The following is a 25,571-nucleotide window of genomic DNA, read 5'->3' as shown; positions in this document are numbered from 1 at the left end:
CAAATAGCTTATTTAAGCCAATTTCAGCAAGTTCTATGCCTGAAAATTATCAATATTTTTGATTTGTCAAGGTATTTATGAACTATTTTTTTGATTTTTGAACCATGTCATTCATAATTTCGCCGTAACTCTTATGAAATTAGTGATATTGACGATTTTAAATATCAAGTGTTTTATAAGGGCAATGGTGAAGACAATGATGAAACACCATTATCAGCCACTGGAACCAGCCACTATCAATGAAAACATCTCAGTATTACTTGAATTTATTCAGGGCGGCCAATTTGATGCTTATATGTTCCCATCGTTTAACATTAGCTTGAACTTTGGCCCTCAGCAGTTCACCCACACTAAGACCGACTGGCAAATTAAGGACGTTTCTAACAATGTAACCATCTGGGAATCATTGCAAGATACCAGGAATCTAACCTCAATTAGATGCCCTAAGCTTTTAGAAGCTGAAACCTTCTATACATTAAACATTAAAGCCTATGGAACCAGGTCCGAAGCCCCTGCCGAAAGCAAAACACTTACAACAGTGTTTAAAACTGGCACAGTTTCAGGCATTGGAACCCCAGGCACTGCTGGCTTTGGCGTTGGTGTTGCGCCTGCTCACCTGTTAGAGCATTTAGGCTTAAGTGTAATGGACGGAACAACCATTCAAACAAGTCCTAATTTTGGCAACTATGTAGATAGCAACAATAATGTATACGTGTTTGTGCCTGCATTCTGCTATAGCTTTGACAAGGCTGAAACAGGCAACGACATTACAGCTAAATCGCCATCGGCTTTTGCAATCAGGTCTTTTGCAGAGTTTAACTGTAACGAAACAAAAGCCAATGAGGCAGAGTACATCTTACACCGTGCTTTTATTGACGGAGGCGAGGCTAAAGAAGGCTTTTTCATTACTAAGTACCTGGTTAGCAAGGGCAATAAGTCAGTTAGGAACGCTATTGCTATTTCTCTTACCAGCTCAGGCACTGATGCACCGTCTAAAGACAGTGAATTAAATACCGAGTGCGCTGGCGTTGCTTATGATGCAATTACAATTGCAAAGAAAATGACCCAAAACAAAGGCACTTGCGCAAGCGGCTTTATGTACTCTGCTTTGGCTATGCTTTCATATGTGCACGGCTTACATGCAACTTCTAAAGACAATTGCGCCTGGTATGATGAGGCAGGAACTGCTAATTATCCTAAAGGCTGCAATAACAATGCGCTGGGAGATACTGACGACAAAGAAATATTGTACGAATGCAGCGATACTCAAATCGCTCAAAAAGGCAATACAGGCGGCGCTAATCACTTTGAACGAACCACCCATAACGGCCAGACATGCGGTATTGCTGACCTGAACGGCCTTTTAGAAGAGGTTGCTTTAGGCGTTATCATGTGTAATGCCAGCTCAAACGCTGGCAAGTTCATGGTAATGAAAGACAGTGTTTCTATAACACAGTTTACTAAAGACAACGTTCAAGACGGCCAAACCACTCTATACGACTGGCAAAGCGCACCCCCATGCTATGCCGGCGCAACTGCCAATACTGGCTATTGCGCATATTGGGGCCATTCATCAGGCAATACTTTCTTTACTAATCACAATGGCATAAATCGGGCATACTGCGGCCTTTTCCCCGCTGTTAATCAAACCACCGCTAGTAATGAATTTGGTAAAGATTATGCGTATGCCTACTGGTGGAGCAGCTACCCCGCTGTATTGCGCTGCGGCGGCATGTGGTCGTACACCACTTGCGCTGGCGTGTTCTATCGCAGCCTCCACAGCTACCGCAGCTGGACGCACAGCAACAGCAGCTGGGGCTTTCGTGCTGCGGCCTATGGCTGATAGTTCTAATCTATGGAACTATTAATTCGGTTAACTTTGTACCTTATTTAGTATTGTCTATTGTTATTTGGCCTGTACAATGGATTTTGTCTTGCAGGCGGAGCAATTTCCCATATCCCCCTACTAAGGCGGCATGCACATAGTTCTAAATTTTGGGAAAGTTTTATTTTCTTTTCACCACTAACATGGCAGCACGTTCCTGATGACCAGATATCGATTTGCTGCCTCCGGGCATCCCCTTGCCCCGGGGGCGCAATGCTGGCACACCATGGCATCCTTGAGCCCGGCAGACTCAGCACGAGACTAAGCATGGCAGACAAAGCCCTGCCAGAACAGAGGGCTTGCCCCTGGCAATGATGCGCCCTGAGCGCAACAGTAAGCTGTCAGTCTGTCAGCTGCCGGACCTGACAGCAGCGCCACGCGGCCGTGCCTGCCTGCCTGAAATCTGCTGTGTTGCCTGGCCATGGCTCTGGTCGGGCACTGCGCTGTCAGGCAGGATTATCAGGTCAGTCGTCCTTGCGGTCGCAGTTGCAGCTGCCCTCAGAGCATTTGTGCTCAGTTCTCTTTACCGGGCCTCTGATGCCGGTAATGTCATGGCCCTTACGGGACAGATGATTGTCGTTGGGATTCCAGCCGCAGCTGCTGTTGCTTTTGCCATGATCCCCACAGCCGCAGTCATTGCTGTCGCAGCCACAGGAGTTGCCCGGGCCGAACATGCGGATAATCTTCTTCATGCCCAGATAAAAAGGAAAGGCAATGACTCCAATGATTGCTGCGATTACCAGGTAATTAATTAATGTCATTTAAATTAACCATACCTTACTTAAGTTAGCGATAGCTTATATAGTAACCGCCGCCCAGGTATTTGACAATATCTTTCATCATGAATTTGAGCCAGGTCGCCCTCACCGCGCCAGCGACCACCGGCATGACACACAGTCCTGACACGCCACCGCCCCACCCTCAGGCAATATCCCCTGCTGCATTACCAGTACCGCCGCAGTCGCAGCGGCCCTTGCGCCCCTTGCAGCCCCTGCACCACGGGCTGCAGGCTGCAGTAATGGGCTGGCCGTAAAGGTGAGTTTGAAGATAAGGATGTGCCGCTGTGACGGGTGCTGCGCTGCGCTTTGGTGTGCTGTGGGCTCATTGAGTCAGGTGCGCTCCCCGCCCTGTCACAGAGGTATTGGCTGGCGATAAGGATTCCCTTAGCTTTCACAGACGTGGTGCTTATCGGTGAAGTTCAGGGTGCTCTCTCATAGTGGCTGCCTGCCTGTGAGAAGAGGAAAAATGAGGTACGCTGCGCTGCGTTCGTCCTGTACGCTAAGGAGCGGCCCTGCGCGGTCTTTCAGAACAGCACGGCGGGCAAAGGGATAAGACCTGTCTGTGACAAAGGACTGAAGTGGGATGTAAAAGGCAGTAAATAAGAAAGAAAGGGTCAGTACGGACTTTATGAATTGGCTTTTGATGGGGCTGGACAGGTGAAAGCAGTGTCACTGCCTGCACCTTGAGCAAGGGCGGTATGTCAGGCCCCGTAAAGTAAATGCCCAGCTGCAATTGATGCCCGGGACGCAATGGCCTGACGGGTCTGGCCTGATACCAGAGGCAGGACAAGCCGTGATGCCTGTGGCTGGCCGGCCGGAAGGGCCGGCGTGGACGGCGGGAGGGCCGGCATGGCGGGCGGGAGAGCCTGCAGGGCCAGGCAGGCTTGAGCCAGGCAACGCGCGGCCTGGGCGGTCCTGGCATGGACTGCCCAGGTCATGGGTCCGGTGGCAGTGGCGGAGGATGGTGTTGGCAGGTAGCTTTTAGATGCCGCCGGTGAGGAAAAAGCCCAGGGCAAAGATAAGCAGCAGGAGGGCAGCAAGGCCTTTTACTACCATTTTGCCAATACGGGTGTTGACGAGGATATCGTGAGCCTTGCGGATTTTGGTCTGATCAAGGCGGTTTTGCAGCTCGCTGCGACGGAAGTCGCCATTGTCATCACGACGGCCCAGCACTACAGGAACGCCGGTAGCGGTATAGATATTAAAGCCAAAGCCAAAGGCATTTTTGAGTTTGACATCTACCTTGTAGGAAACCAGGGCATTGGCGCCAAATTCCATGACCTCACGGGTAAGACGCTGACGGGCCTTCTCTTCGGTACGCTCGGAGCGCGACAGTGCGAAAATGCCACGGTCGAGCACGTCAAAGCCCTCTACCAGGTCTTCTTTTTCGTACAGGAAGGTTGGAGGCTCGGCATAGTAGACATTGAGATCCTCAAGGCTCTCAGGATTGAGCACCTTGACCTCGATAGCCGCCTGACGCTTTTCCATCTGGCCGCTGCGGCGGTTTTTGACCTCAATTTCGCCAGTCTCAAAGGATACCTCGACATCCATCATCAGCAGGTCAGACTCTTCCTCACGGGCAATGCAGTCACGGTTAAACCAGTAGATATGACCATCATCACCCTGCAGGCGACCCTCACCTTTCTTGTTATCAAATGTCGCGATCCTGCCGTTCATATCCTTTCCTCATTCCTCTTATCAATATGAAAACTTTCAGTAATGTCTGATGGCGGCCCCTGCTCCCAGACGCCCGGCCAGCCCATGGCCTAAGCAAGGCTCTGGCTTGAGCCTGACTGCGGCCTGAGCCTGTACGGCCATCAGCCCCTGTACGGAGCATGTAAATCATGCCCTGGCCTGGCCGCCTGATGCCTGCCAGCAGGTACTGGCATTGAGCCATGTCGGCGTCCGTGGCCTCATGCCATGGCATGGTCAAGCGCTGGCCTTTCTTACGGCAATGTCTTTGAGCTGCCTGATTTAGCTTACCAAAAATGTCAGGCCTGCGCGGCTGACAAAACGCTAATTTTTCGCCTGTGAGGCTGATGACAGCCTGGCTGACAGCCCGCCTGTGCTGGCTGTGGTGCCTGTGCTGCCAGCGCAGCGTGCGCCCCTGCGCTGCCTTGGCTCAGCAAACTGCAGTCACCTGTTAAGAGCCGCCGTATGGGGCTGTGCATTTACTTGCAGCCATGGCTGCAAGGCTGTGCGGCTCTGCTGGCCCTTTCGACCGGGCAGAGCAGCTGGGCCGCAGCACGGGCTGCCCGGCAGTCAGCGTGCTCCTGGCCATGACTGCCAGGTGAGCCAGGGGACTGGATCGGGCTTAGCGGTAGCTGATATTTATCTGATAGCCAAAGACCTTGTTGACCATACGTACGGGCTTGCGTTTGCCACCCACATCAGCATAGGAAATGATACTGATAGCCTGGCCCTTACTGTTGGTGACAATGCGGTCCCCGCCTCTGTCAGTTACGGCATAGCCCGGGGGCAGCACTGTGCTCCATGCGTCGGCCGGAGCAAGAGAGAGCATGACATCAAGCAGTACCTGCTCAGGGCGGGGCAGTCCCTTGAACTCAACAAGCATGCTGGTATGAATACCGTTGCTGTCATAACGGGCTGTAAAGAGCTTAATGCCCAGAGGAGCTGAACCTGCCATTAAAAGACGCTGGCCATCAGCACGGAAAAGCACATCAATACTCTGATTGATCGCCCCATAGCTAAGGTTCAGTACCTGGCGGCTTTCCTGAGGAGGAATAACTGATGCCGGTGGCAGAGCTACTCTGACGCTGCGGTCAAGCAGCGGCCAGTAAGTACGGCTCTGGCCCTGGCCCGGGCCCTGGCCATGGCCTGGTGCTGCAGCAGCGGCAGCCCTGCTGTGAGCTGGCATGGTCCCCAAGGTCTGACTGCGTCCCTGACTTGTAGACCGTGCAGGCTGCTGTGCCGGGGACTGCTGCAAGGCCGGCTGATTAGCCCAGGACTGGACCTGATCCATGGCCGGCTCTACGGTCACTGCAGGCAGAGCTGCTGAGCCTGGGGCTGCCGGTGCTACCTGGGCTGACGGCACCTGCTTATGGGCATTGTAGGCTCCGTTGCCCAGGCTGATTACCGGGCCTTCTTCATTGCGCAGCTGGGCGGCAGTCATGCGGCCGTAGCGCAGCTGGCCTTCGGGTGACTCCTGAGTGTTGGGAGCAGTGCGCCCTGCTGTAGCTGCGGTGGGGCGGGCGGCCTGCACCTGCGGATCAGGGCGCTGGGCAGCTGTACAGCCGCTTAATAATGGAAAAACAAGAGTTGTGCTGATACACAGCATCCATAAAAGAGAGTTTCTTTTCATTCTTTGTTGTAGTGATATCACTTTGTTTCCGGAGAAGCCTGGTGATTTACGGCTACACGCGTCAACGGTATTCAGCCTGACACAGCTGGACATTCTGTAAAAGCAAATAATAAACGCTCCAGACCAATAAGCTGTGACAAAGAAAAAGGCTGTGCTTTTCCCGGTGAGAAGAGCACAGCCTTTATTCATGTAAGGTCAGCCTGACGCCTGTAACTGGCCCCGGGGATCATAAAGCTCCCTGAAATGTGGTCAGATTCTGTAAAGCGTCGGTGCAGCCTTAAATCATGATGCCCCGGCCAGAGCCGGGCAGGCCGGGCTGGCCAGGGCCGCCGTTCAGGCAGAGCCGGGCCTGCCCGGACCGGGCCGGTCAGACTCTGCCTGTCCCGTGGGGACGGGCGTGGGCCTGGCCTGTGAAATCAGAGGTCGCCAGGTACGTTGCCGGAGCGGACAGCAGCAGCAAAGCGGAGCATGCGGTCCAGAGGCTTGAGTGCCTCGAGGCGTACATCCTCAGGAACCTGTACGGAGTGAGCCTTGCGTACTTCCTCAGAGCCCTCCAGGGAGTTGATGATCTTGCCCAGAGAGTTAAGAGCCATCCATGGGCAGCGGGCGCCGTTGAGGGTGCCTACGCCATCGCGATCGCCTACGGCGGCCTCGATGAACTTCTTGTGAGGGTTGGCCTGCTGCATCTTGTAGAAGATACCGCTTTCAGTAGCCACGATATAGGTCTGGGCATCATCGGTCTTGGTGAACTCAAGCAGCTGAGAGGTAGAGCCTACCTTGTCAGCAAGAGCCACAACCTCAGCAGGAGACTCAGGGTGTACCAGCAGCTTGGCACCTGGATTGTCCACCTTCATCTGGGCAATGTCATTGGCCTCAAAGGAATCGTGCACAATGCAGCGGCCCGGCCAGGAGTAAACCTCGGTCTGAGCATTATTGGCAATGTAGCCGCCCAGGTGACGATCCGGAACCCACAGGATCTTCTCACCACGGCCCTTTAAGTAGTCAGCCAGCTCCACAGCCAGAGATGAGGTCACGATCCAGTCGGACATGGCCTTTACCTGAGCTGAGGTATTGGCATAGGCAACGACGGTAGCATCAGGGTACATGGCGCGGATACGCTTTAACTCAGAGCCCTTACAGCACAGATCGAGCGAACACTCAGAACCCATGTCCGGCATTAAGATGGTCTTTTCAGGAGATAAGATCTTGGCGGTCTCACCCATGAAGCGCACACCGGCAACTACAATGGTATTTGACGGGCTTTCCTTACCGACACGGGCCATCTCCAGTGAGTCACCGATAAAGCCGCCGGTTTCCTCAGCAAGGCGCTGAATAATTGGGGCTGTGTAGTAGTGGGCAATCACCAGGGCGTTGTGCTTTTTGATTACCTCTTTGGCCTGGTCATAAAGACGACTGTCTTTTTCGAGCTCCTCATCAGACATTGGGGCAGGAAGGTCAAACTCCTGCGGCATCTGTATATCTTTGAGTGTGATTAAAGACATTTGATCCTAACTCCTAAGTTGTATGCCCTGCCCCAAAGGTCAATGCAGCTGACAGCCGGGCGTAGAAAGATAAAACGGCTGCCGGAGTGCAGCTGACAGCAGCGCTGTCGGCAAAACCATCAGGGCAGTGCATGGAACCTGCAGAGGCACACCACATTCAGCATGCTCCCCTGCAGGCAAGTCAAGCTCCGGCCGGCCGGTCAGCAAATATGACAGGCACATACAAAAAATGCTCAGATTGCGCCTGTGCGCACTGTGAGCATGCCGGAACACTGGGCTTATGATCGCCACCATGGATCAGATTAACAGAGCACAGCATAAATGCACAGCCAGAGACTGCTTTACAAAACAGTATATTGCAATGCATGGCAATGCAGTGCAATACAGCGCTGCGCTGCAGCAGCGCAGCGCGCTGCAATTGGGGCAGTACCTGCCCTGGCGCAATATGCTTTATAAAACAATATGGCTGAGAGCTGGTGCCTTTTAAGCTGGCATGACGGTGATCGTGAAGTCTGCCCCTAACCAGACTTGTCTTGCTAGTTGCAGGGACAGACCAGAGCGCTCAAGGTGCACAAAAGGCCACTTGCGTGACCTTTTGAAACCTGTGGACAGTCAGTGACAGATATCACTGACAGCAAGCGCTGACTATTCTGCTTTGAATTTTAGCGGGGCAGCACCGGCTTTGACAATGGCATTGCTGATATTGTCAGTATTACGCATGGCGCCCAGAGCTCTCATGCGTGAGGTGCAGTCCTTGAGGCTGAGTCCATCATCGAGCTGCTCGTTGCCTTCCTGGGCATCAAGGCACTCGTTGATCATCTCACAGGACAGCGGCTTATTTTCATCGCTGTCGATAATAAGACCTTCACCCATCAGTGTTGCAGGCAGGAAGCACTTGAGCTTTTCAGAGCTGGTCATGATTTCCACCAGATGCTGCACACCATTGAGGCAGTAGATAAACTTGAAGCGGGCTCCCTGCTGCTCACCTGGGTGAACATCGCAGGAATCAGAGGCACTGCCCATTAAGGCAGTTCCCTGTGCCTGACCGGCGCTTTGCACCAGCTGAGTCTGCATGGACTCAATCAGGGCATCAAAGCGGCCTACTGCAGCAGCCTTGTCCTCAAGCAGGCGTACGGCATTTATCTGCAGGGCATTGAGGTCTACTGTGTCCTCCCAGAAAGGAGAGTGCTCCTTGCCGGTAGGACCGTAATGCTCATGATCCTCATGGGCAGTGTCCAGTGACAGTGCTCTGTAGGACTCATGATTGCGGGCAAAATAGAGTTCCTTGGTGTTATAGCCGGCGTAAGCAAAGGAAAGATCACACAGATTGAGCACGTGCTCCACGTCAGCCATGCCGTCTACGGAGACCACACGGAAGACATGATGCTTAACACCCAGAGTAGTAATCTTCAGTACGTACTGCATAACAGAAATTAACTCCTACTTTTTAACTTTGCTGCGACCGCCGCGTCCGCGTTTTGAACCAGCTGACTTTTTCTCAGATCCGCGTGCTGCGTCCCCTTTCCTGCTGCCAGCGCTTACCTGCTCAGCCCCAGGGGCGCTGTCCGGCCCCCTGCCCGTGGCACTGCCTGAGGCAGAGCTGCCTGAGGCAGAGCTGCCTGCAGCGGCTGAAGCGGTATCTGAGTCAGCGCCCGGTTCGGCTGTCAGTTCAGAGCCTGATGTCAGTGCCAGTTCGGCATCCTGAGCCTCTGTCAGCTCAGTGTCAGCCCGGGCAGTGTCCGTCAGTTCGGCACCTGTCTGGTCAGTGTCAGCAAGGTCAGATCCTGACAGGCCTGTAAGGCCGGCCCCTGAGTCATACGGCTGGGAGGCAACTGAGTCATACTCACTGGTGAGTACTGACTCAGGGGCACGGCCGGTATTTGCATCTGCTGAACGGCAGACATACTGCTGATCCTTATGACTGAGCTGCAGCTGCAGGGTATCAGTGTCATCATCTGGTGACGGGACGTATCCGGCAGCGGCAGTACCGGAAGCGGTCTCCTGTGTTGCCCTGATTTCTTCAAGGGCTGAATTTTCGTCAAATTCAAAGCCATTGTCGCGCATTGCGCGTTTAATATCATCAGTGCTCAGACCTTTTTGATCCAAAATATCAAAATGGTTCTCTACCAGTGCATCAGCAATGCGTTCGATATCCATTGGATTGATATTTTTTTCAGCCAGGAAGCGCGAGAAGCTTTCCATCTGATCGTAGCTCATGAACATTGGCTCTTCGTCATCATCAGAGTCATCGTCAAAGTCATAGTCGTACTCATCCAGATCCTCAAGCTGCTCTCTGAGCTCCTCCTTGCGGGCCAGCTTCATGAGCCCTTCGCGCATTCTTACCTGATCTTCGGCAATACTCATGGCGAGGGCACTGGCAGGTGATAGCTGATCGACAGTCTCATCACCATCAACTATGGAAAGGTCCTGATGGAAGAGCAGGGCACTTACAGGTACATAATTGTCGTCCTCGCCCGCGCTTTCACTGACGGCCCTGCTGCGCTCACGATCGCGCTCCAGGGTCTCGCTTTTAAGCTGACTGTTTTTCTCAAAAGACAGGTCCTGCCACATGTCGCCGTAATTGTCATAGCCGCTGTAATCAAGATCATCATTACCTGAGTAGTAATACATGTACTCATTAAACCTGCGCTTGAGATCTTCATCACTGTCCTCACCTTCAAGCAGTGACAGGCCGGCTGTTACCTGATCTTCAGAGACTGAAGAGTCCATATCTGCGTAAGATACATACTCACCAGATCCAGCAGCAGCACCATCAGGCATGCCTGCCCCTGCAGGGGCAGGTGCGCAGACCGCAGCAGCTGCAGCTGCGCTGTAGCTTTCAAGGGCCGATGCCAGATTATCAGGCAGGTCCTGCTCAGACTGGGCAAAGGCCTCAAAGGCCTGACGCTCATCATCGCTGAGCTCATCAGACTCTTCCCAGTACTCAGACTCATCATCCCCGTACTGGCTGTCATCCCTGTACTGGCCATCAGACTCGCAATTTTCTGCATCTGCGCCATCTTCATCAGCATAGCCATAGCCATAAGCAGCACCAGCGGCCTCAGACTCTGTCAACGAGCCGGACTGAGATGCCGGGGCTATGCCAGAGCCAGACTCGGCCGCAATCTCTGCAGAAGCCGGGTCATGGTAATGCCCCTCACCCTGCTCTTCCTTGCGGTACTCATCTTCATCTGAATCATACTCATCGTACTCATCCTCATAAGACTCCTGGTCATAGCCCTCCCAGTACTCAGGCGGGACTTCAGGATTGAGTACATCCTCATCAGATATTTCCTCGTCAGAAAGCTCCTCATCAGGCTGGAACTCAGGATTGAGCACATCCTCATCAGAGATTTCCTCGTCAGAGAGCTCTTCCTCTGTCAGAGCCTCAGGATTGAGTACATCCTCATCAGAGAGTTCCTCGTCAGAAAGCTCCTCATCAGGCTGGACCTCAGGATTGAGTATGTCTTCATCGGAGATTTCTTCGTCAGAGAGCTCTTCCTCTGTCAGAGCCTCAGGATTGAGTATGTCTTCATCGGAGATTTCCTCGTCAGATAGCTCGTCATAGCCAGGCTGGACTTCAGGATTGAGTATGTCTTCATCGGAGATTTCTTCGTCAGAGAGCTCGTCATATCCTGGCTGGACCTCAGGATTGAGCACATCCTCATCGGAGATTTCCTCGTCAGAGAGCTCTTCCTCTGTCAGAGCCTCAGGATTGAGTATGTCTTCATCGGAGATTTCTTCGTCAGAGAGCTCGTCATAGCCTGGCTCATCTTCAGACGGAAGCTCGTCTGACTGGTACCGATCATGCCCACTGCCGTACTGACCGTCATCAAGGTACTCATCGTCCTGATGGTATGCGTCAGCTTCAACGTCAGTGCTTTGGGCGGCATAGCCAGCATCTGCATAGTCGCCAGCTTCGTCCTCGTAATCTTCGTCGTAGTCTGACGTATCTTCATCGCCGTAGATGGTTTCTTCTTCGTCAGCGTAGCCGGTATCGTCCTGGTCGCTGCCGGCGGTACTGTCTTCATCTTCGTCATAGCCGTCAACGTCTGAGGCGTAGTCGGACTCGTCCTCCATGCCCTGGGCCCACTGCCTGAGCTCGTCGGAGCTGAAGATGTAATTGCCATCTCCTGTGGTCAGGACATCTTCGTCGCTAATCTCCTCGTCATCATCGCCCTGATCCTCGTAGCCGCCGTCACCAGGCCCGTCATCCAGGTGTTCGTCCCGGTCGGCGGCAGCAGCGCCCGATGCGGATGCTGCTGCGGCCGCAGCAGCTGCAGCGGCGGCGGCCGGACCTGCTGAGAGATCAATGCCTGCGGCTGCGGCAGCAGCGGCGGCCTGCTCAATCAGAGCCTCGCGGTGTCCGCAAACGTGGCTGATGATGACGTTGGTCAGGGTGTCAGAGAAGTTGTCCTCATCGTAGATAAAGTACTTGAGACCCATGGACCTTGCGTACTCATAGCATGCAAGGCGCAGCTCGATTTCCTCACTTTCCTCCTCGGAGTCAGGATCGGCTGTCTGCAGCTGCACCAGCGACATGTTATGCATGGCAAGAGCATCACGGGTGCGTCCGCTGAAGACCAGGCGGTCAGCAACGTCTTTGAGGCCGCTTGCTTTCTTCAGCGGGCAGGCAGCAAAGTACTGCTGGAAGTAGTCATAGTCTTCATCTGAAAAATTCACCTGATCACGGTATGAGCCCAGTGTGGTGCCGCGCAGGCCATGATATCCATACAGCTCCATGCTGCGGCGGTCAAACTCACGGGCCCTTTGCTCAGCCACATCAGACCATGGGCGATCATCAGTGATATCAAGACCGGCAGCCACATACTCAGCTGCAAATGGAGAGTAGACAAGTCCACCTGATTCGGCAGCTGCGTTGAGCGTATCCTGCATGCCAATGAACTTGAGCGTCAGGGCATCAAGCTCATTGCGCTGCCCACGGGTCAGCTCCTCATAGGAGCAGCCCTGACCATAAACAAGCTCGACGTAGCTCAGGCGGCGGCAGTCCTCATCGCCGCTCAGGCTGCTATGGAACTTGGCAAGGCGCACATCCTCATAGGCAAGCTCAGGACTGTCAACCAGCAGACCTGCTGCAGTGTCAGTCTCCACTGGACAAAGAGCCAGGCTGTCATGAGCAGTTCCTGAGTGCAGATGATTTTTCAGGGCGGCGGCAGCTGGCAAGCCCCTGTCGGCCGCCGTGCTGGCGGCCGGAGTGATGCCGGCTGATGAGCTGGCGGCCTGATTGCAGGCGGCTGACGTGCTCGCGGCCGGGGCTCTGGTGGATGGGGTCTCCTCCCCGTCGGCTGTAACGCCCATGGTAGAGCGCTCCAGGGTGGCGGAAATGAGGTCCAGCACTGTGCTGCCTCTGGTCCACAAAGGATGGCGCGGAGTGACATGACCTATGTCCATGCCCTTGAAGCTGTGCTGATAGAGCCAGTGCATGACATTAGGTGCACGGGCAAGCATGGTGCGGCTGTTAAAGAGATCGTAAAAAGCCTGATGCTGCATGCTGTCATCGAGCATGACCATGTAATTGTGGCTTTGCAGCTGGCGGGCTGTTGCTGAAGTCAGTACCTTGTAATAACGCGAACGGCGGGAGACCTGCTCATCAGAGTAGTTGATGAGAGCTTCCACCAGATAATGCTTGGGAGTGTCCTCAGGGAAAGTAAAATGCTCAGCGACAATTGCTGTTTCTTCGGTGACAGCATTGACATCACAGCGGTAGAACTCTGTAAGCTCATCCTTGTTTAAGATACGCTCAAGAATGGAGCCTGCCAGATTGGAAATGGCGCTGCCACGCTGTGAGGATACCTCAGAGCGCTCAAAACGGTAGCGCCATGACTCATAGACTGTGTTCTTAAATGAGCAGTCCACCAGATCCGAGCAGCCAAAGTAATATCCCTGAGAATAAAGGGCATCTAGGAACTGCTCCTCACAGCCAAGGCGCAGATCCCAGGTTTCATTGGCAGTACACAGATTGAGTAACATGTATATATAGACATGCAGCGGGTTCTCGTCCTCATGGAACATCCATGGACGGGTGTACTGATACTCAAGCTGCTCATCAAACTCCCAGGCATGCTCAAAGATACGGCGCAGCAGTGGCGAACCGGCAGCTCTGACACGGCTCCAGCAGGAGTCCGAGCCGTCATCACTGGCTTCATCCATATCATCAAAGTCAGGCCCCAGCCCCTCTGAAAGGACAGCTGCATCAACCCCCTCAAGACCAGGAATTGCCATACCAAGTCTGCTGCTCAGGAAAGACTTAAGGCGGTCATAGATAAGGTTTTCATCATCACTGCGCTCATTGGTAATTACATCAGCCCCGTCATTACCCATGCGCGCACGCAGGGCACGAACAGCCGAACCGGTGCCGGAGAACATACCGCCGGTGCCATCACTGCCTTGCTCTCCCGCGCCCTCTTCAATCACGGCACTGACTGCAGCTGCGCCATTGCGCTGCTGCTCTTCAGCAGGATCATCCCACCATGATTCGCCTGGATTTATGCCATAGGAGCGACCTGTGTTTTTAGAACGCCTGCGGGCCTTTTCAATCACCTCATCGGGATCAGAGGCGTAAGAAAGAGTAAAGAGACCGCCCTGATACTCCTTTCCGGAAATGAGATCACGCAGCAGCTGCTTTTCTTCAACAGTAAGATGACGGCGTGCCATGGCAGCGCTGCCGGCGCTTAGCAGAGTATTTTCCTTATCACTGTCTGCACCGGCCTCATCAGCGGCAACAGCTGTCAGATCCTGCAGATCGCCGGGCTCGTACTCATAAATGCTTAAGGCACTGAGGGCATCAGGTCCATCAATCTGATCATCAGCATCATTACCATCAGAGCCATTTTTACCCCTGCCCCACAAATCTTTGAAGCTGGTGCTGATACGGACATGGCTGTCATCAATAAGATCGCTCTGAGCAAGCCCCAGATCCTCTGGAGTCAGCTCCACCTCTGTACTGGAGGCCTGGCGCCTGCCGGCCTTGCCGGCCTTGTCGGCAGTGCCGCCCCTGGCGGTGCGGCCGGCACGGCTGGAGCGGCCGGAGCGGCTGCCTGACTTGCTTGTGGCGCTCTCAGTGGTGCGGGCGCCTGAATCCTGGTCACTGTCCTCTTCAATGTGGCGCATCAGCTCATCGGCCAGCTGATCTTCGTAATCATCATCCTGATAAATACGGTGTGCAGAGCTTTCTGCTGCAGAATGGGAAGCTGCACGGTCAGCTGCGGCACGCCCGGCAGCGCCTGCAGAGCTGCCAGCTCTGAGGGCGGCGCGGGTGCTGCGGGAGCGGCTGCCAGAGCTGCTGTCCTCTGCTCCTCCAGTGCCGCTGCTGACAGTGGCACTCATGGAGGTCTGTTCACGGCTGTACAGCTGTGCCAGAGCCACTCCCATGACATCAACCTGATGCAGGGCATAGTCGTAGCTCGAGCGGAAATGTGCTGTTAAAGGAGCTTTTTTCCTTTCATCGTCATCATCAAGAGCAGCGCGGTCCAGAGCAGCCTTATGACGTGCAGCATCCTGAGCGGATGCGTCAATGAGCTGCTCAAGGCTTACATGCCAGCGACGCACCGCATGCTCAGGGTTAATGCCGTAAATACGGGCAGTATTGATATCACCTGCCTGAAATGCTGAGATATCAGAACCCTGCTCCTTACTGATGTCCAGACTGTTAAGACGGCGGCTGCGGCTTAATACCCTGTTACGCGACTCAGGATCAATGGACTTTAAAAGACGGTAAGGCAAAAGAGCACAGCCAGGTCCCAGCATAGACAGAATGTCTTCGCTGCAGGTAGAGCTGTTTTCATAGAAGGTATAGCTGATCCACTGACCGTCACTGCCCAGCAGGCGCTCGATATTGTCCATACCGATAATACGCTCAATCTGGCAGCGGGCTATTACAGCCTCACGATCCACAATGGCAGGCAGGCCGCCCCTGCTGGCAGCAGACTCGGACTCACTGTCATCGTAAATCCAGTCCGACCAGTCGTCATACCAGCGCTTTGAGTCTGAGGACTCATCGTCCCAGATGCTGTCATTTGACCAGGCATTATCCTCTGCACCGGTGCTGCCCCGGGACTGAGCGCCGATGCTGCCCTTGGCATCAGCACCAGTGCTGGCGCTTGCGCCGGCGCCTGTGCCGGCACGGGCGATGTCACGGGCCTGTGCTCGAGCTCTGGCTCTTTCCAGAGCGCGGGCACGGGTACCGCCCCTGCGGCCGGCTTTGCGGCGGCCGGCGCGGTCGGAGCTGGCGGAGCGGGCGCTGCCATTGTCGCCCTCATCGTCCTCGTCGCCATCAGCATCATCAGGATCAGGCACTTGAGGAACCATGGCGGCCAGAGCGGTATCACTTACGGTAAACCAGCGGCTGCGCAGCTCAGCATCTGCTGTGCTCAGATCGTTTAAAGTACGGGCCAGATTCTTGAGTTCATCACGGGCTTTTACTGCTTCTTGCTGGCTTAAGACCAGATCAGGGACAGGATCACTGTCACCTGATGAATAGCCGCTTTCAGGGTCATACTCAAGGCCATCAATGCAAAAACGTGGTCTTCCGGCTACATAGCCATTGCTCTCCTCTAAAATCAGAGCCTTGAACTCAGGGAAGCCCTCCAGATCCATGGATGAGGAAAACTCCTCAAATCTCTGGGAGCGCAAATCAATCTGCAGCACATCAGTGGCAAACCTGCGGGCCGTCTGAGAGCTGTCGTCCTCATGGAAATACTCACTATTGAGGTGGTAGCGGAAGGCATGGCTCTGGACGTAGTACAGGAAGCGCTCACGGGCGCCCGGGGCTCCTGTCAGCATGTCGCGGGCCAGCAGCGAGGCATAGCTGCGGGCCGGGCCATTGGCTCGTCGTCCAAGCTGCCAGCCGTTGCGGCTGAAGACCATGGACTGAACCGTATTCCAGCCTCTGGTCTTCATGAAGTACAGATAGTCGATAAAGGCCTTGAGGTAGATACGGCCGGCAATGTGCTCCTTGATAACCAGTTCCTGATTCTCAAGCAGACGCGGCTCAATCTCAAGGAGCAGACGACTGCGGTCAAAGCTGTTGGACTGCAGTATCAGCGTGCTGGTAGGACCAAAAATATCAACCTCATTGAGATCGTCCATGACCTCAGAGACATCCTCCATGCTGGAGTGAGCCTCTGCAGCACGGGCAACACGGTCATCACGATGCCGCTCGAGCTCTTTGACGTAAGCATCAACAAAGGATACAGCTGCTTCCTGGTTTTCCTGGATGATAAGGGAGTTGAGGCGGTCTTCCTGACGGCCCAGCTGCCTTACCCTCTGCTCATAAGAGTCAGATCCCTCATCACCTGAGAGCACATCAATGGTTTGAGCGCTTATGGCACTGCCACCGTAGAGCATGCCCGACAGACCACTCTGAGCAGAGCCTGGCATGTCATCTGCGCCCGGCTCAACAGGAGTACCTTCCCCTGCTGTCAGATGGTTTTTGAGAATGAAGTCACGCTCAAGTCTTGCCTCCAGTGACTCAATCATGGTGCGCAGCAAATCACCGTCAAAGGCACGACGGGCAAAGAAGTCGGCCCATCTGGTGACATCCCTTTCATAGGATTCGACCATGGTGTCATTAAAGACATCGCCATAAGGCATGACTGTCAGGTGATCCATGCACAAATGGGTAAAGCGCGCAGCGGCACTGTCACCTACATTGGCAAGGTAGCGGCACATGTTCAGGAACAGCTGGACATTAGGGCGTCCCCTGCCACGCAAGGCGTTGAGGGTAAAGGCATACATGGTCTCAAGGGTAATGCCGGCACCCTCGCCTCGCACAATAGCCTCAAAGACCTCATCTACCGAGTCAGCCTTATCCAGAATGTGACTGCCACGCTTTTCCATGCACAGACAAATGTTCAGTGACAGAGGATAGGTATCAAGATCGGCACGGTAATTGGCCATGACCGAATCAATGCCTACATGATCCTGACGGGAGTTGACTGTAATATCGAGCTTGCTGGCCAGAGGAGTCAGATAGGATGGCAGTGAACCTGACATGTACCAGTTGAGCAGCAGGGCACGTTCAAGCTGGCTGGTACCGTGACTTAAACAGACAAAGATACGTGTGACCAGCTGGGCAATCTGATCATTGCCAATCTGACTGCCTGTGAAGGCATCAGGATCAAAATCCTGCTCTTCAAGCTGATGGAAGGTGGCAAAATTGCCCTCCATGTCCGTGCTGTTAAAGCGCAGATAATCAAGCTCGGACTTGAAAAATTCGGCATGGGAAATGGCCTTGAGAACATCTCTTTCCTCATCGAGCTCCAGATCAATCTGACCGCTTGAGAGCATGTTGCGGCGCAGCATGGAGTTGCTGAAGAACTCATGATTGCGCTCGATGTAGCGCATAAAGTAGAGGCTGTTAACCGGCAGCACACCGCCACGGGTAGCCAGCTGTCGCAGCGCCAGCAGAGCATCAACACGGGTAAGAGCCAGCTCTTCGAGGTATTTGATATAAACCACGAAAGGCAGAGGCTCAAAGAGCCCGGCAGCCTTAAGGGACTCCAGTTCGCTCACGGCCTCAGGCACGGCAAGACGTGCTGCATAAAACAGCCAGGTATGTGCCTCGGCAATACGGTCCTCATGCTCGCGCAGTACCAGATAGGACTCATAAAAACCGTAAGGACGGTGCATGAGGAACATCTGGAAAGCAAGACGGCTGCGCTCGGCATCCATTTCGTTTTTGATGAAGTAATGGCTGAGCTTCTTGTACAGCGCACCTGCCTGCATGCGCCCGCCCATCAGGGCATAGAGATCGCTCTCATCCTCATGTTGCAGAGCATGGGAGATTTCTGACAGGTAGGAAATTGATGAAGCATTACCAAGACCGGCACTGGTACGGTAAAGCTCGTCAAGATAAGGCTCGGTTACCGGCGCAAAATTGCCCTTGTATGAAGACAGATGACCATTGAGCAGGTTGTACCCCTGTTCACGGTGGTCAGGTGAGAGCATGCCTGTCTGTAAAAACAGAGCTGCCGTGTCCTCACGGGAGAACTCAGGACCAATGAGATCATCGGCATTACTGTTGCTGGCGGCATGAGGAAAAAGCTGATGGTAGAGCAGATCAGAGGGCGAGCTGTGCGGAAACAGCACTGAAAACTCGGCCTGATCGATAGAGCTGATGGAGCCGCCCCAGTTGGTGGTCATGACACGGTAGACCGCCAGACAGCCTGCCGGATTGTATTCAGCCTTAAGGCAGCGGGCCAGCAGACTGGTAAGCAACAGAAGACTGTTATGGTAGAAGTCACCCATGCGGGTGTTCTCCTCCACCAGATCACAAAGGTAGATCAGGGCATTGCTTACAATGGTGCCAAAGACCGTACTTTGCAGACACTGACGGCCTTCATGCTCAAGACCTGGGTCCAGGGTTGGATTGCGCTCCAGAATCTTTTTCCAGGAGTCACTCTGGGCGCTGAGGGCACGGAAATAGGCAGCTGTTGAGCTGTGAGAAATGTGGAAATCGTAATTGTGGTACAGACGCAGCGAACACAGCGGCATGTCAAGGCAGGTCATGCCCATATGAAATGCCAGAATGGAGCGCATCTGATAGAGGAAAAAGAGCTGCCCCTCGCAGTTGATCTTGGAGTCAAAGAGCGCCTGGTAATACTGGGAGCGGTAGGCTGAGGCCAGATAGTTGCCGCAGATATCGGCATAAATCATGGCTGAATAGCCCATGCCTATGTTCTGCTCGCCAATAAGCTCGCCATAGGTAAAGACACGTCCAATAAGAAAAGATGACAGTGCCGGAGTGCCAGGAATTACAGGAATAAAGCCATTGTCACCCAGCAGCCAGATGTCACTGTCATAATCCTCAGATCCTGACGTGCTGGCTGCAGCTGAGGCAGCAGCTGAGGCAGCAGCTGTGGCAGCCGCAGCCCTGGCAGCAGCCTTTGCTGCCGCCGCTCTGGCTGCCGCCAGTGCTGCAGCGGCCTCAGAGTCATCATCCCCGTCATCCCTGTCAGCCCCTGCCCCATCATGCGCATCTGCACCATCGGCCGCGTCAGCAGCGTCCGCTGCCGCAGCTGCAGCTGATGCAGAGGTGGCTGCGGCCCCAATTGCCTCATCATCGTCAGCGCTGGCGGTCTCCACGGCCTCATCAACAGCCTGCTGCTGAGTCAGAGCATAGAGATTACGGCGCTCAATATTGATGAGATACTTACTGTAAAAAGCCATGAGCTCACAGTAAACCTGGTCATTGAGGTAATTGACCTCGGCACTCATAGGATGGCCGCAGGTAACGATACCAGGGTTTAAGGACGCAACAGCCCTGTCCACCGCCTCCTGATGATAGATGTGGGTAGCCCACTCCTTCATCTCGTCGGTAAACTGATGCTCAAAAGGATTTTCGGCAAGGGTTTTGTGGAACTTGTCCCAGGCATGACGGTGCTCGGCGCATCTGGCACTGTTGAGAGCCTCTTCGTTTATGAAGAGCTCGTAGAGCACAATAGGAGATTCCTCACTGTCCTCAACGCGACGGGAGGCATCATAAAAAGCCTCAGCACCTGTCTTGCAGGCATAGACACCATGCAGGTAGCTCAGCACTCCGGGCACAAAGTCAAATTCAAAGCCCATGCTGGGATTGAAGAACTTGTGGCTGGCCTGCTGGACGTAGAGATCGCCAAACTTGCGGATAAAGGTAAAGAGAAGATCCCGGTCAGATTTTGAGTCCACTACTGTGGTGAGCACTGACTCCAGGTAGCAGAAGTGCATGCCACAGGGATCAAGTTTGCCAAGCTCACTGCCATTATTGTAGACAGGCTGGGAAAAGACACTGTGATCGTCGTAAATCTCACCTGCCTGCTCACTGTCGGAAAATACCGAGAAATCTGAGGTTTTGACAAAGCTGCCGCGCATGAGGATAAAGAGCTCAATATGATTTTTGAGCTTTACCAGAGCCTCATAAATGCGGAAATCACTCTCCCTGCCGGTCTTGTGGGCAATAAGATAGTAATAGAAGGTTACTTCGTCATAAGCCTTGGAGAAATGGGAGTTCTTGATATCAAAGATTTTGACAATGTTCAGCAGCTCTTCTTCATAGCTGCTGTAGGCATCCACCACGGTACGACGAACAGCTGAAAGCACAGGGTCGCCACGGAAGTCAGCCTCCTCGGTAAAGAGCCATGCCTCCACCTCATTGTAGGGCAGAGTGATATTGTGCTCTCTGGCAATTTCTTCAATTGACTCGCTGAGCTCTTCATTTTTGATACATGACTTAAAGCACTGCCAGCACTCTAAAATCATCTTGTCGGTCAGCTTGGGAATACTGCGCTTAATAAGGGTACGCAGCTGACCTGCAGTGATATTGCTGTACTGCTCGGCGCCCAGCTCTTCAAGCTTGCGATAGAGAATAAGATCATTGGCCGCAGCGGCAAAACCACCGAGACTTTCCTGACCGGCCACCCTGGCCATCTCCTTTTCAACCAGCTTAAGCTCATGAATAAGGGCACTCATGTCCATGGTGCGTCCCGAGACATGAGTAAGTCTGTCAATCATGACCCGGCGCGGATCAGATCCCGGAAACTGTCCAGATATGGCTGCAGCATCTTCGCCCTTACCGCTCCGGCGCGAGGCAAGACGGGTACCCTGAATCATGGCATGAGAAAGACCAATGCCCGAGTTGAGCAGCGATCCAATATGCATGTCAGAGCCTGCTGCCTCATCCTCAGTGAGATCAGTGCCTACATCAATGGCGGCCTCGCCCCTGCCATTGCTGTCATCAGCAAACTTACTGTCATCAGCAAGCGCACCGTCGGCAACGTACCCGTCATCTTCACTACCCCCATCGCCCGCGCCAGCTTCGCCCCGCGCACTGCCGGTGCGGCTGCCACCGCTGCCTGCGCGGCCGCCTGCGCGGCTGCGGGATCCCCTGGCGGACCTGGAGGCACGGCCAGAACCTCTGCCTGCCCTGCCAGATACTCCCTCAGAGCTTTCAGCCTGCTCATCATAGACGGAAGCTGCGTCATCGTCAGATACAGATGCTGTGTACTCATAGTCAGCAGCGTCAGTTGCAGCCCCACTTATCCCACCATCATCTATCTGCACCAGCTCATCGCTGTCATCATGGACAGAGACAGCTGCACTGTCGGCCCTGCCAGAACTGTCGGCTCTGTCAGTGCCATCACGAGCTGCGCCATCGTCACCATCTGCAACATCTGCAGCAGCATCTGCACGATCAGTAAGATCCTGACCGTCAAAGGCGGCACGACGACGGCGGGCATGCTCTCGGGCATCACTCATCAGCTCATCGGAAATCAGGCTTGTCTGAGCTGTGCTGTCATCATCCACGAAAATGTCAGCTGCGACTGCCACCACAGAGTCATCCTCTCTCATGTGATCGGCAGGCATGTCTGACGCACTGTCTGCAGCTGCAGCAGTGTCAGTGTTTTTCTTGCGGGAGTTACGCGTCCCGGTGGCTGAGCGCCCAGCTGCTTTACCGGCACGACCGGCAGCGCGAGAGCCGCCCCTGGCAGCCTCAGCGCCCGCACCAGCAGCGGCCGCTGCTGCGCCAGCGGTCTGTTCGCCGGCTCCGTCGCAGGCGCTGCTGTCAGCCCCCAGGGCCTGGCTGTCGACGCTCCTGTCAGACTGGCTGTCGGCGCTGCGGGCGGACCGGGCGGCAGCTTTCTGAGCGCTGCGGCTTTCAAGATCGGCGCTTAAGGCAGCTTCGAGCTCCTGATAAACAGACAATTCGTCATCGGGCTGAACCCCGGTGCTTGAAGACCTTGAGGAGCGTCGCTTGCTGCGGGTAAGGGAAGTATCCTTTTTCTTTACCGCAGAGCGTGCTTTTGAGGATGAGGATGAAGATGGCACAGCATGTCCTTCGGGTAAAAGCCTGTGAGCTCTTAAGCCTGATTCAGAAGATGGCAGAGGTCGGCCCGCATGCGGGCCATGGATCACTCATTATAGCAAATAGCTCCCATGGCATCCGTAAAGCCCGGGAGCGCTTGCGGCCCGCGTACGGCCCGTAGCGGCGCCACTTGCGCGCCACCTGCGCTCCATTTGCGTGCCATTAGTACACCTGTTACTTTCCTGAATATCAGGCTCTGATTCGTGCAAAAGGCCCCTTTTGGACCAGCCATAAGCAACAGTGCCCCCTTAAGACGCAAAAACCCCGCATCCGGATAAGGATTACGGGGGCATTGCTTCAGTCGGCTGCCAGGTGGCGGCCATCATATGAATAACTGATCTATGGTGAACATAACTGCATTAAGGACTCCAGCTGCCTGTCTGGCAGCAATGTCCTGGCACCATGGCTCAAGGCCAGGGACGAAGGACCAGGGCCTGGCCGCCACAGCATGGCTCAACCATGCCGGGCGGTCATGGTCTTACGTACCATGACCATGCCTGCCTGCTGTGCGGTCATGATACCGTCATCAGATCTTGAAGAACTTGAGCCTGTCTATCAGATCGTTGAGGCTGTCTGCTGTGCCCACGAAGGTGGTGCGGGCATTCTGAGCCACATTGTTAACCTCGGTGGCCGCATGGGTAATGTCCTGCATGTTGTTGGAGATCTCAGATGAAGCAGTGGTCTGCTGGGAAGCTGCACTGGAAATCTGAGTAATCTGGGTATTTACATCATTTACAAAGTTGAGGGCATTGGACAGATTCTCCTGAACACCGGAGCTGCTGGAGGCAACTTCAGACATGCTGTCCAGGTTTTGCTGCATGGCCTCGGTAGCATGAGCTGTCTCTATCTGAATACGGTCCACCATGCCTCGTATTTCCTGAGTAGAGGCTGTGGTACGGTTAGCAAGGGCTCGAACCTCATCTGCTACCACGGCAAAGCCACGACCGGCCTCACCGGCACGGGCAGCCTCAATGGCAGCATTAAGGGCCAGCAGATTGGTCTGAGCAGCAATCTCATCAATGGTGCCTACAATGGAACCAATCTTGAGAGCCTGGTCTACAAGAGACTGGATGGTGGAGGCATTCTGCTTCATGTGCTCATACTGATCCCGAATAGCGTTGGTGGACTCGTTAACACTCTTCATGCCCACACTGGTCAGATCAGCCGACTCCTGAGATGAAGCGGCGGCATCCTTACAGTTGTTGGCAATATTGGTAGTGGTAGCCACCATCTCATCAGCAGATGCAGATACGGCAATAGCCTTGCGCTCGGTGCGCTCCATGGCCTCACAGATATTCTGAGCTGATTTTTCCATATCACTCATATCAGCATTGACCTTGTCAGCAAGGGTGATGACATGAGCAATGGTCTCACGCAGTTTGGCTGCCATGGAAATCATGGCATTGTTGAGCACACCAAACTCGTCTTTTGATGATGGAGCAAACCTGTAGTTGAACTCACCATTTGAAAGTGCCTGTGCTGCAGTGCACTGAGCCTTGATGGCGCGCTGGATGGAGGAGGAAATGACAAGTGCAATGATGATGCTGACAATAAGCTGTATTGTGGTCAGGGAAATAACCATGATAAGTGAACCTGTCTGAACCAGCTCTTCAGAAAGGTCTTCAATTACTATGAAGCGTAAGGCCACCACCTTTTCGATTTCTGCTCTCATGGTGGTAGACAGAGGAGCCAGCACATTGAGGTAAACCTCAAGGGCCTCATAAGGTCGGCCGGCATTAATAAGCGACATTACATCATTTTCAAAGATTCTCTCGTACTCAAGAGCCTGATCCTTGAGGGCAAACACTATTTCTTTCAGACCAAGACGGCCACCCAGAGCCTTGGTTGAGGTAATGAATTTGTCCATCTCCTCATTAACCTTCTGCATGTTTGCCGGAGTCTGATTGTTTGGAGTCAGATAATTAATAATGGCTGCGTTGGTGCTTTCAAAGGTAGTCGATGTCAGGGCAATACGGCGGTAATTACCAGTAATGATTTCTGAAACCCTGGTAGCAGTTGAAATGGAGCTGTACATGGCATTGATTGACAGGCCGGATACTATCAATGAGAGCACCATGACCAGACCAAAACAGGCCATAAGCCGGACTTTGATGGAAGAAGAAGCAAAGAAACTCATAATTAAACAGCCATATGCGTATATGCCCGTCAGAGCTGGCCTGCCAGACCGGACACAGCCGGTAAGGCTCAGTCTGCCTCCAACAGCAGGAGCGCCACCACATGCATAAAAAGCAAAAAAGTACAGCTGGTACAGATCCGCTAAGTTATCAGGGAAGGCTCCACTATGAACGCTTATATTGATTGGACCAAAAACAGGATATCTGCCCCTGCAGCCAGTACCGTCTCTGAGGGCATATGACCGGCGCCACGGCGCCTGCCACAAGTTACTCAGATGCTGATACGTATCCCTGCTGCATGAGCAAAATTTAAGCACTTGTCGAATCATCCCTGAGAGCAGTCAGGGGAAAACAGAAAAGACCGTAAACAATCAGACCGTACGCAATCATGCGCATCACAGCACGCAGCCACAGCCACAGCCACAGCCACAGCATCATGCCGCATCACGCACTGCGTCCTTAAAGAACAGGTATTACGTTCCAGAGCCCGTCCTCATGCCAACATACACACGCTGAGCCGGGACTCATTCACCCATACCCACATGGATCCTGGACAAGTTCAGCCATGGCCACATTGGGCCTGAACCAGGTCGGGCATGGCTACATGAGCATAGACCATTGCGGGCATGGGCTCTTTGAGGCATCAACAATGAGCCACGGCCTGTTGAGGAACAGTTTTGTGAAGTTAAGGCTGCGTCCTGCTGCCTGGCTGTGCGCAGGAGCAGCTCAGGCTGTTAAGGAGCGCAATGCTATCTGGCATACATCACCTGCTCCGGGAATGAAAACTACTTGCAGATATGACTCCGGATCAAATCCAGCATTGCTGTCATGCTGACAGTTATGAAAGACCATATAGCATCAGCAGTAAGAGCAGTCAGAAAAGACGGGCAGCATGCCATAGTGAGTACGACCTTGACCATTACCGTCCCTGTCCGGCTGAACTGCCGGAACCTGACAAGAGAGACTGATGCGCCCCACAGTCACGTACTCACAGCAAATTATTTTGTCTGGCTCATTTGCGAGCCTGACGGAGTAAGCATCTCCTTATGATTCATATTCGATTGTTGTTGCCCCTTTCATTGCAGCCA

At 53.9% G+C, this 25,571-nt stretch carries 9 protein-coding genes; 2 read left to right on the top strand and 7 right to left on the bottom strand.

Annotated features, from left to right (window positions below; translation table 11 throughout):
- The first annotated feature begins 133 nt into the window (after positions 1-133).
- Positions 134-1,843, top strand: coding sequence for a hypothetical protein (locus MXE39_RS08540; protein WP_246978170.1), 1,710 nt, complete (start codon positions 134-136; stop codon positions 1,841-1,843).
- 506 nt (positions 1,844-2,349) lie between these two features.
- Here MXE39_RS08540 and MXE39_RS08535 read toward each other — a convergent pair.
- From MXE39_RS08535 to nadA, 4 genes are all read right to left on the bottom strand, one after another.
- Positions 2,350-2,646, bottom strand: coding sequence for a hypothetical protein (locus tag MXE39_RS08535; protein ID WP_246978169.1), 297 nt, complete (start codon positions 2,644-2,646; stop codon positions 2,350-2,352).
- Positions 2,647-3,645: 999 nt separating this feature from the next.
- Positions 3,646-4,341: a hypothetical protein gene (locus tag MXE39_RS08530; protein WP_246978168.1), complete on the bottom strand. Its 696-nt coding sequence runs from the start codon at positions 4,339-4,341 to the stop codon at positions 3,646-3,648.
- Between the two features lie 637 nt (positions 4,342-4,978).
- The gene (locus MXE39_RS08525; RefSeq protein ID WP_246978167.1) at positions 4,979-5,986 is read right to left on the bottom strand and encodes a DUF3261 domain-containing protein; all 1,008 of its coding nucleotides are present in this window, start codon (positions 5,984-5,986) and stop codon (positions 4,979-4,981) included.
- Positions 5,987-6,402: 416 nt separating this feature from the next.
- On the bottom strand, positions 6,403-7,488 hold the full coding sequence (gene nadA, locus MXE39_RS08520; protein WP_246978166.1) for a quinolinate synthase: 1,086 nt from the start codon (positions 7,486-7,488) through the stop codon (positions 6,403-6,405).
- 292 nt (positions 7,489-7,780) lie between these two features.
- On the opposite strand from nadA, the gene MXE39_RS08515 reads away from it, so the two are divergent.
- Positions 7,781-7,975: a hypothetical protein gene (locus MXE39_RS08515; RefSeq protein ID WP_246978165.1), complete on the top strand. Its 195-nt coding sequence runs from the start codon at positions 7,781-7,783 to the stop codon at positions 7,973-7,975.
- A 158-nt stretch (positions 7,976-8,133) separates the two neighbouring features.
- On the opposite strand, the gene MXE39_RS08510 is transcribed toward MXE39_RS08515, so the two are convergent.
- The 3 genes from MXE39_RS08510 to MXE39_RS08500 all read right to left on the bottom strand — a co-directional run bounded on the left by MXE39_RS08510 (position 8,134) and on the right by MXE39_RS08500 (position 24,485).
- Positions 8,134-8,913 carry a hypothetical protein gene (locus tag MXE39_RS08510; protein ID WP_246978164.1) on the bottom strand — a complete coding sequence of 260 codons (780 nt, stop codon included), beginning with the start codon at positions 8,911-8,913 and terminating at the stop codon, positions 8,134-8,136.
- Positions 8,914-8,928: 15 nt separating this feature from the next.
- Positions 8,929-22,311 (bottom strand): hypothetical protein, encoded by a 13,383-nt coding sequence (locus MXE39_RS08505; protein WP_247073982.1) that lies wholly within the window; start codon positions 22,309-22,311, stop codon positions 8,929-8,931.
- A gap of 563 nt (positions 22,312-22,874) precedes the next feature.
- Positions 22,875-24,485, bottom strand: coding sequence for a methyl-accepting chemotaxis protein (locus MXE39_RS08500; protein WP_246978161.1), 1,611 nt, complete (start codon positions 24,483-24,485; stop codon positions 22,875-22,877).
- Between the last annotated feature and the right edge of the window lie 1,086 nt (positions 24,486-25,571).

Source organism: Anaerobiospirillum sp. NML120511 (assembly GCF_023050955.1).
GTDB lineage: Bacteria > Pseudomonadota > Gammaproteobacteria > Enterobacterales > Succinivibrionaceae > Anaerobiospirillum.
The sequence above is the reverse complement of the archived record's forward strand: the minus strand, read 5'-3'. Positions and strand labels throughout refer to the sequence as shown.

Coding starts and splice junctions, on each gene's coding strand:
- MXE39_RS08525 (WP_246978167.1), bottom strand. CDS start 5,986: ATGAAAAGAAACTCTCTTTTATGGATGCTGTGTATCAGCACAACTCTT.
- MXE39_RS08535 (WP_246978169.1), bottom strand. CDS start 2,646: ATGACATTAATTAATTACCTGGTAATCGCAGCAATCATTGGAGTCATT.
- nadA (WP_246978166.1), bottom strand. CDS start 7,488: ATGTCTTTAATCACACTCAAAGATATACAGATGCCGCAGGAGTTTGAC.
- MXE39_RS08530 (WP_246978168.1), bottom strand. CDS start 4,341: ATGAACGGCAGGATCGCGACATTTGATAACAAGAAAGGTGAGGGTCGC.
- MXE39_RS08515 (WP_246978165.1), top strand. CDS start 7,781: ATGGATCAGATTAACAGAGCACAGCATAAATGCACAGCCAGAGACTGC.
- MXE39_RS08540 (WP_246978170.1), top strand. CDS start 134: ATGAAATTAGTGATATTGACGATTTTAAATATCAAGTGTTTTATAAGG.
- MXE39_RS08510 (WP_246978164.1), bottom strand. CDS start 8,913: ATGCAGTACGTACTGAAGATTACTACTCTGGGTGTTAAGCATCATGTC.
- MXE39_RS08500 (WP_246978161.1), bottom strand. CDS start 24,485: ATGAGTTTCTTTGCTTCTTCTTCCATCAAAGTCCGGCTTATGGCCTGT.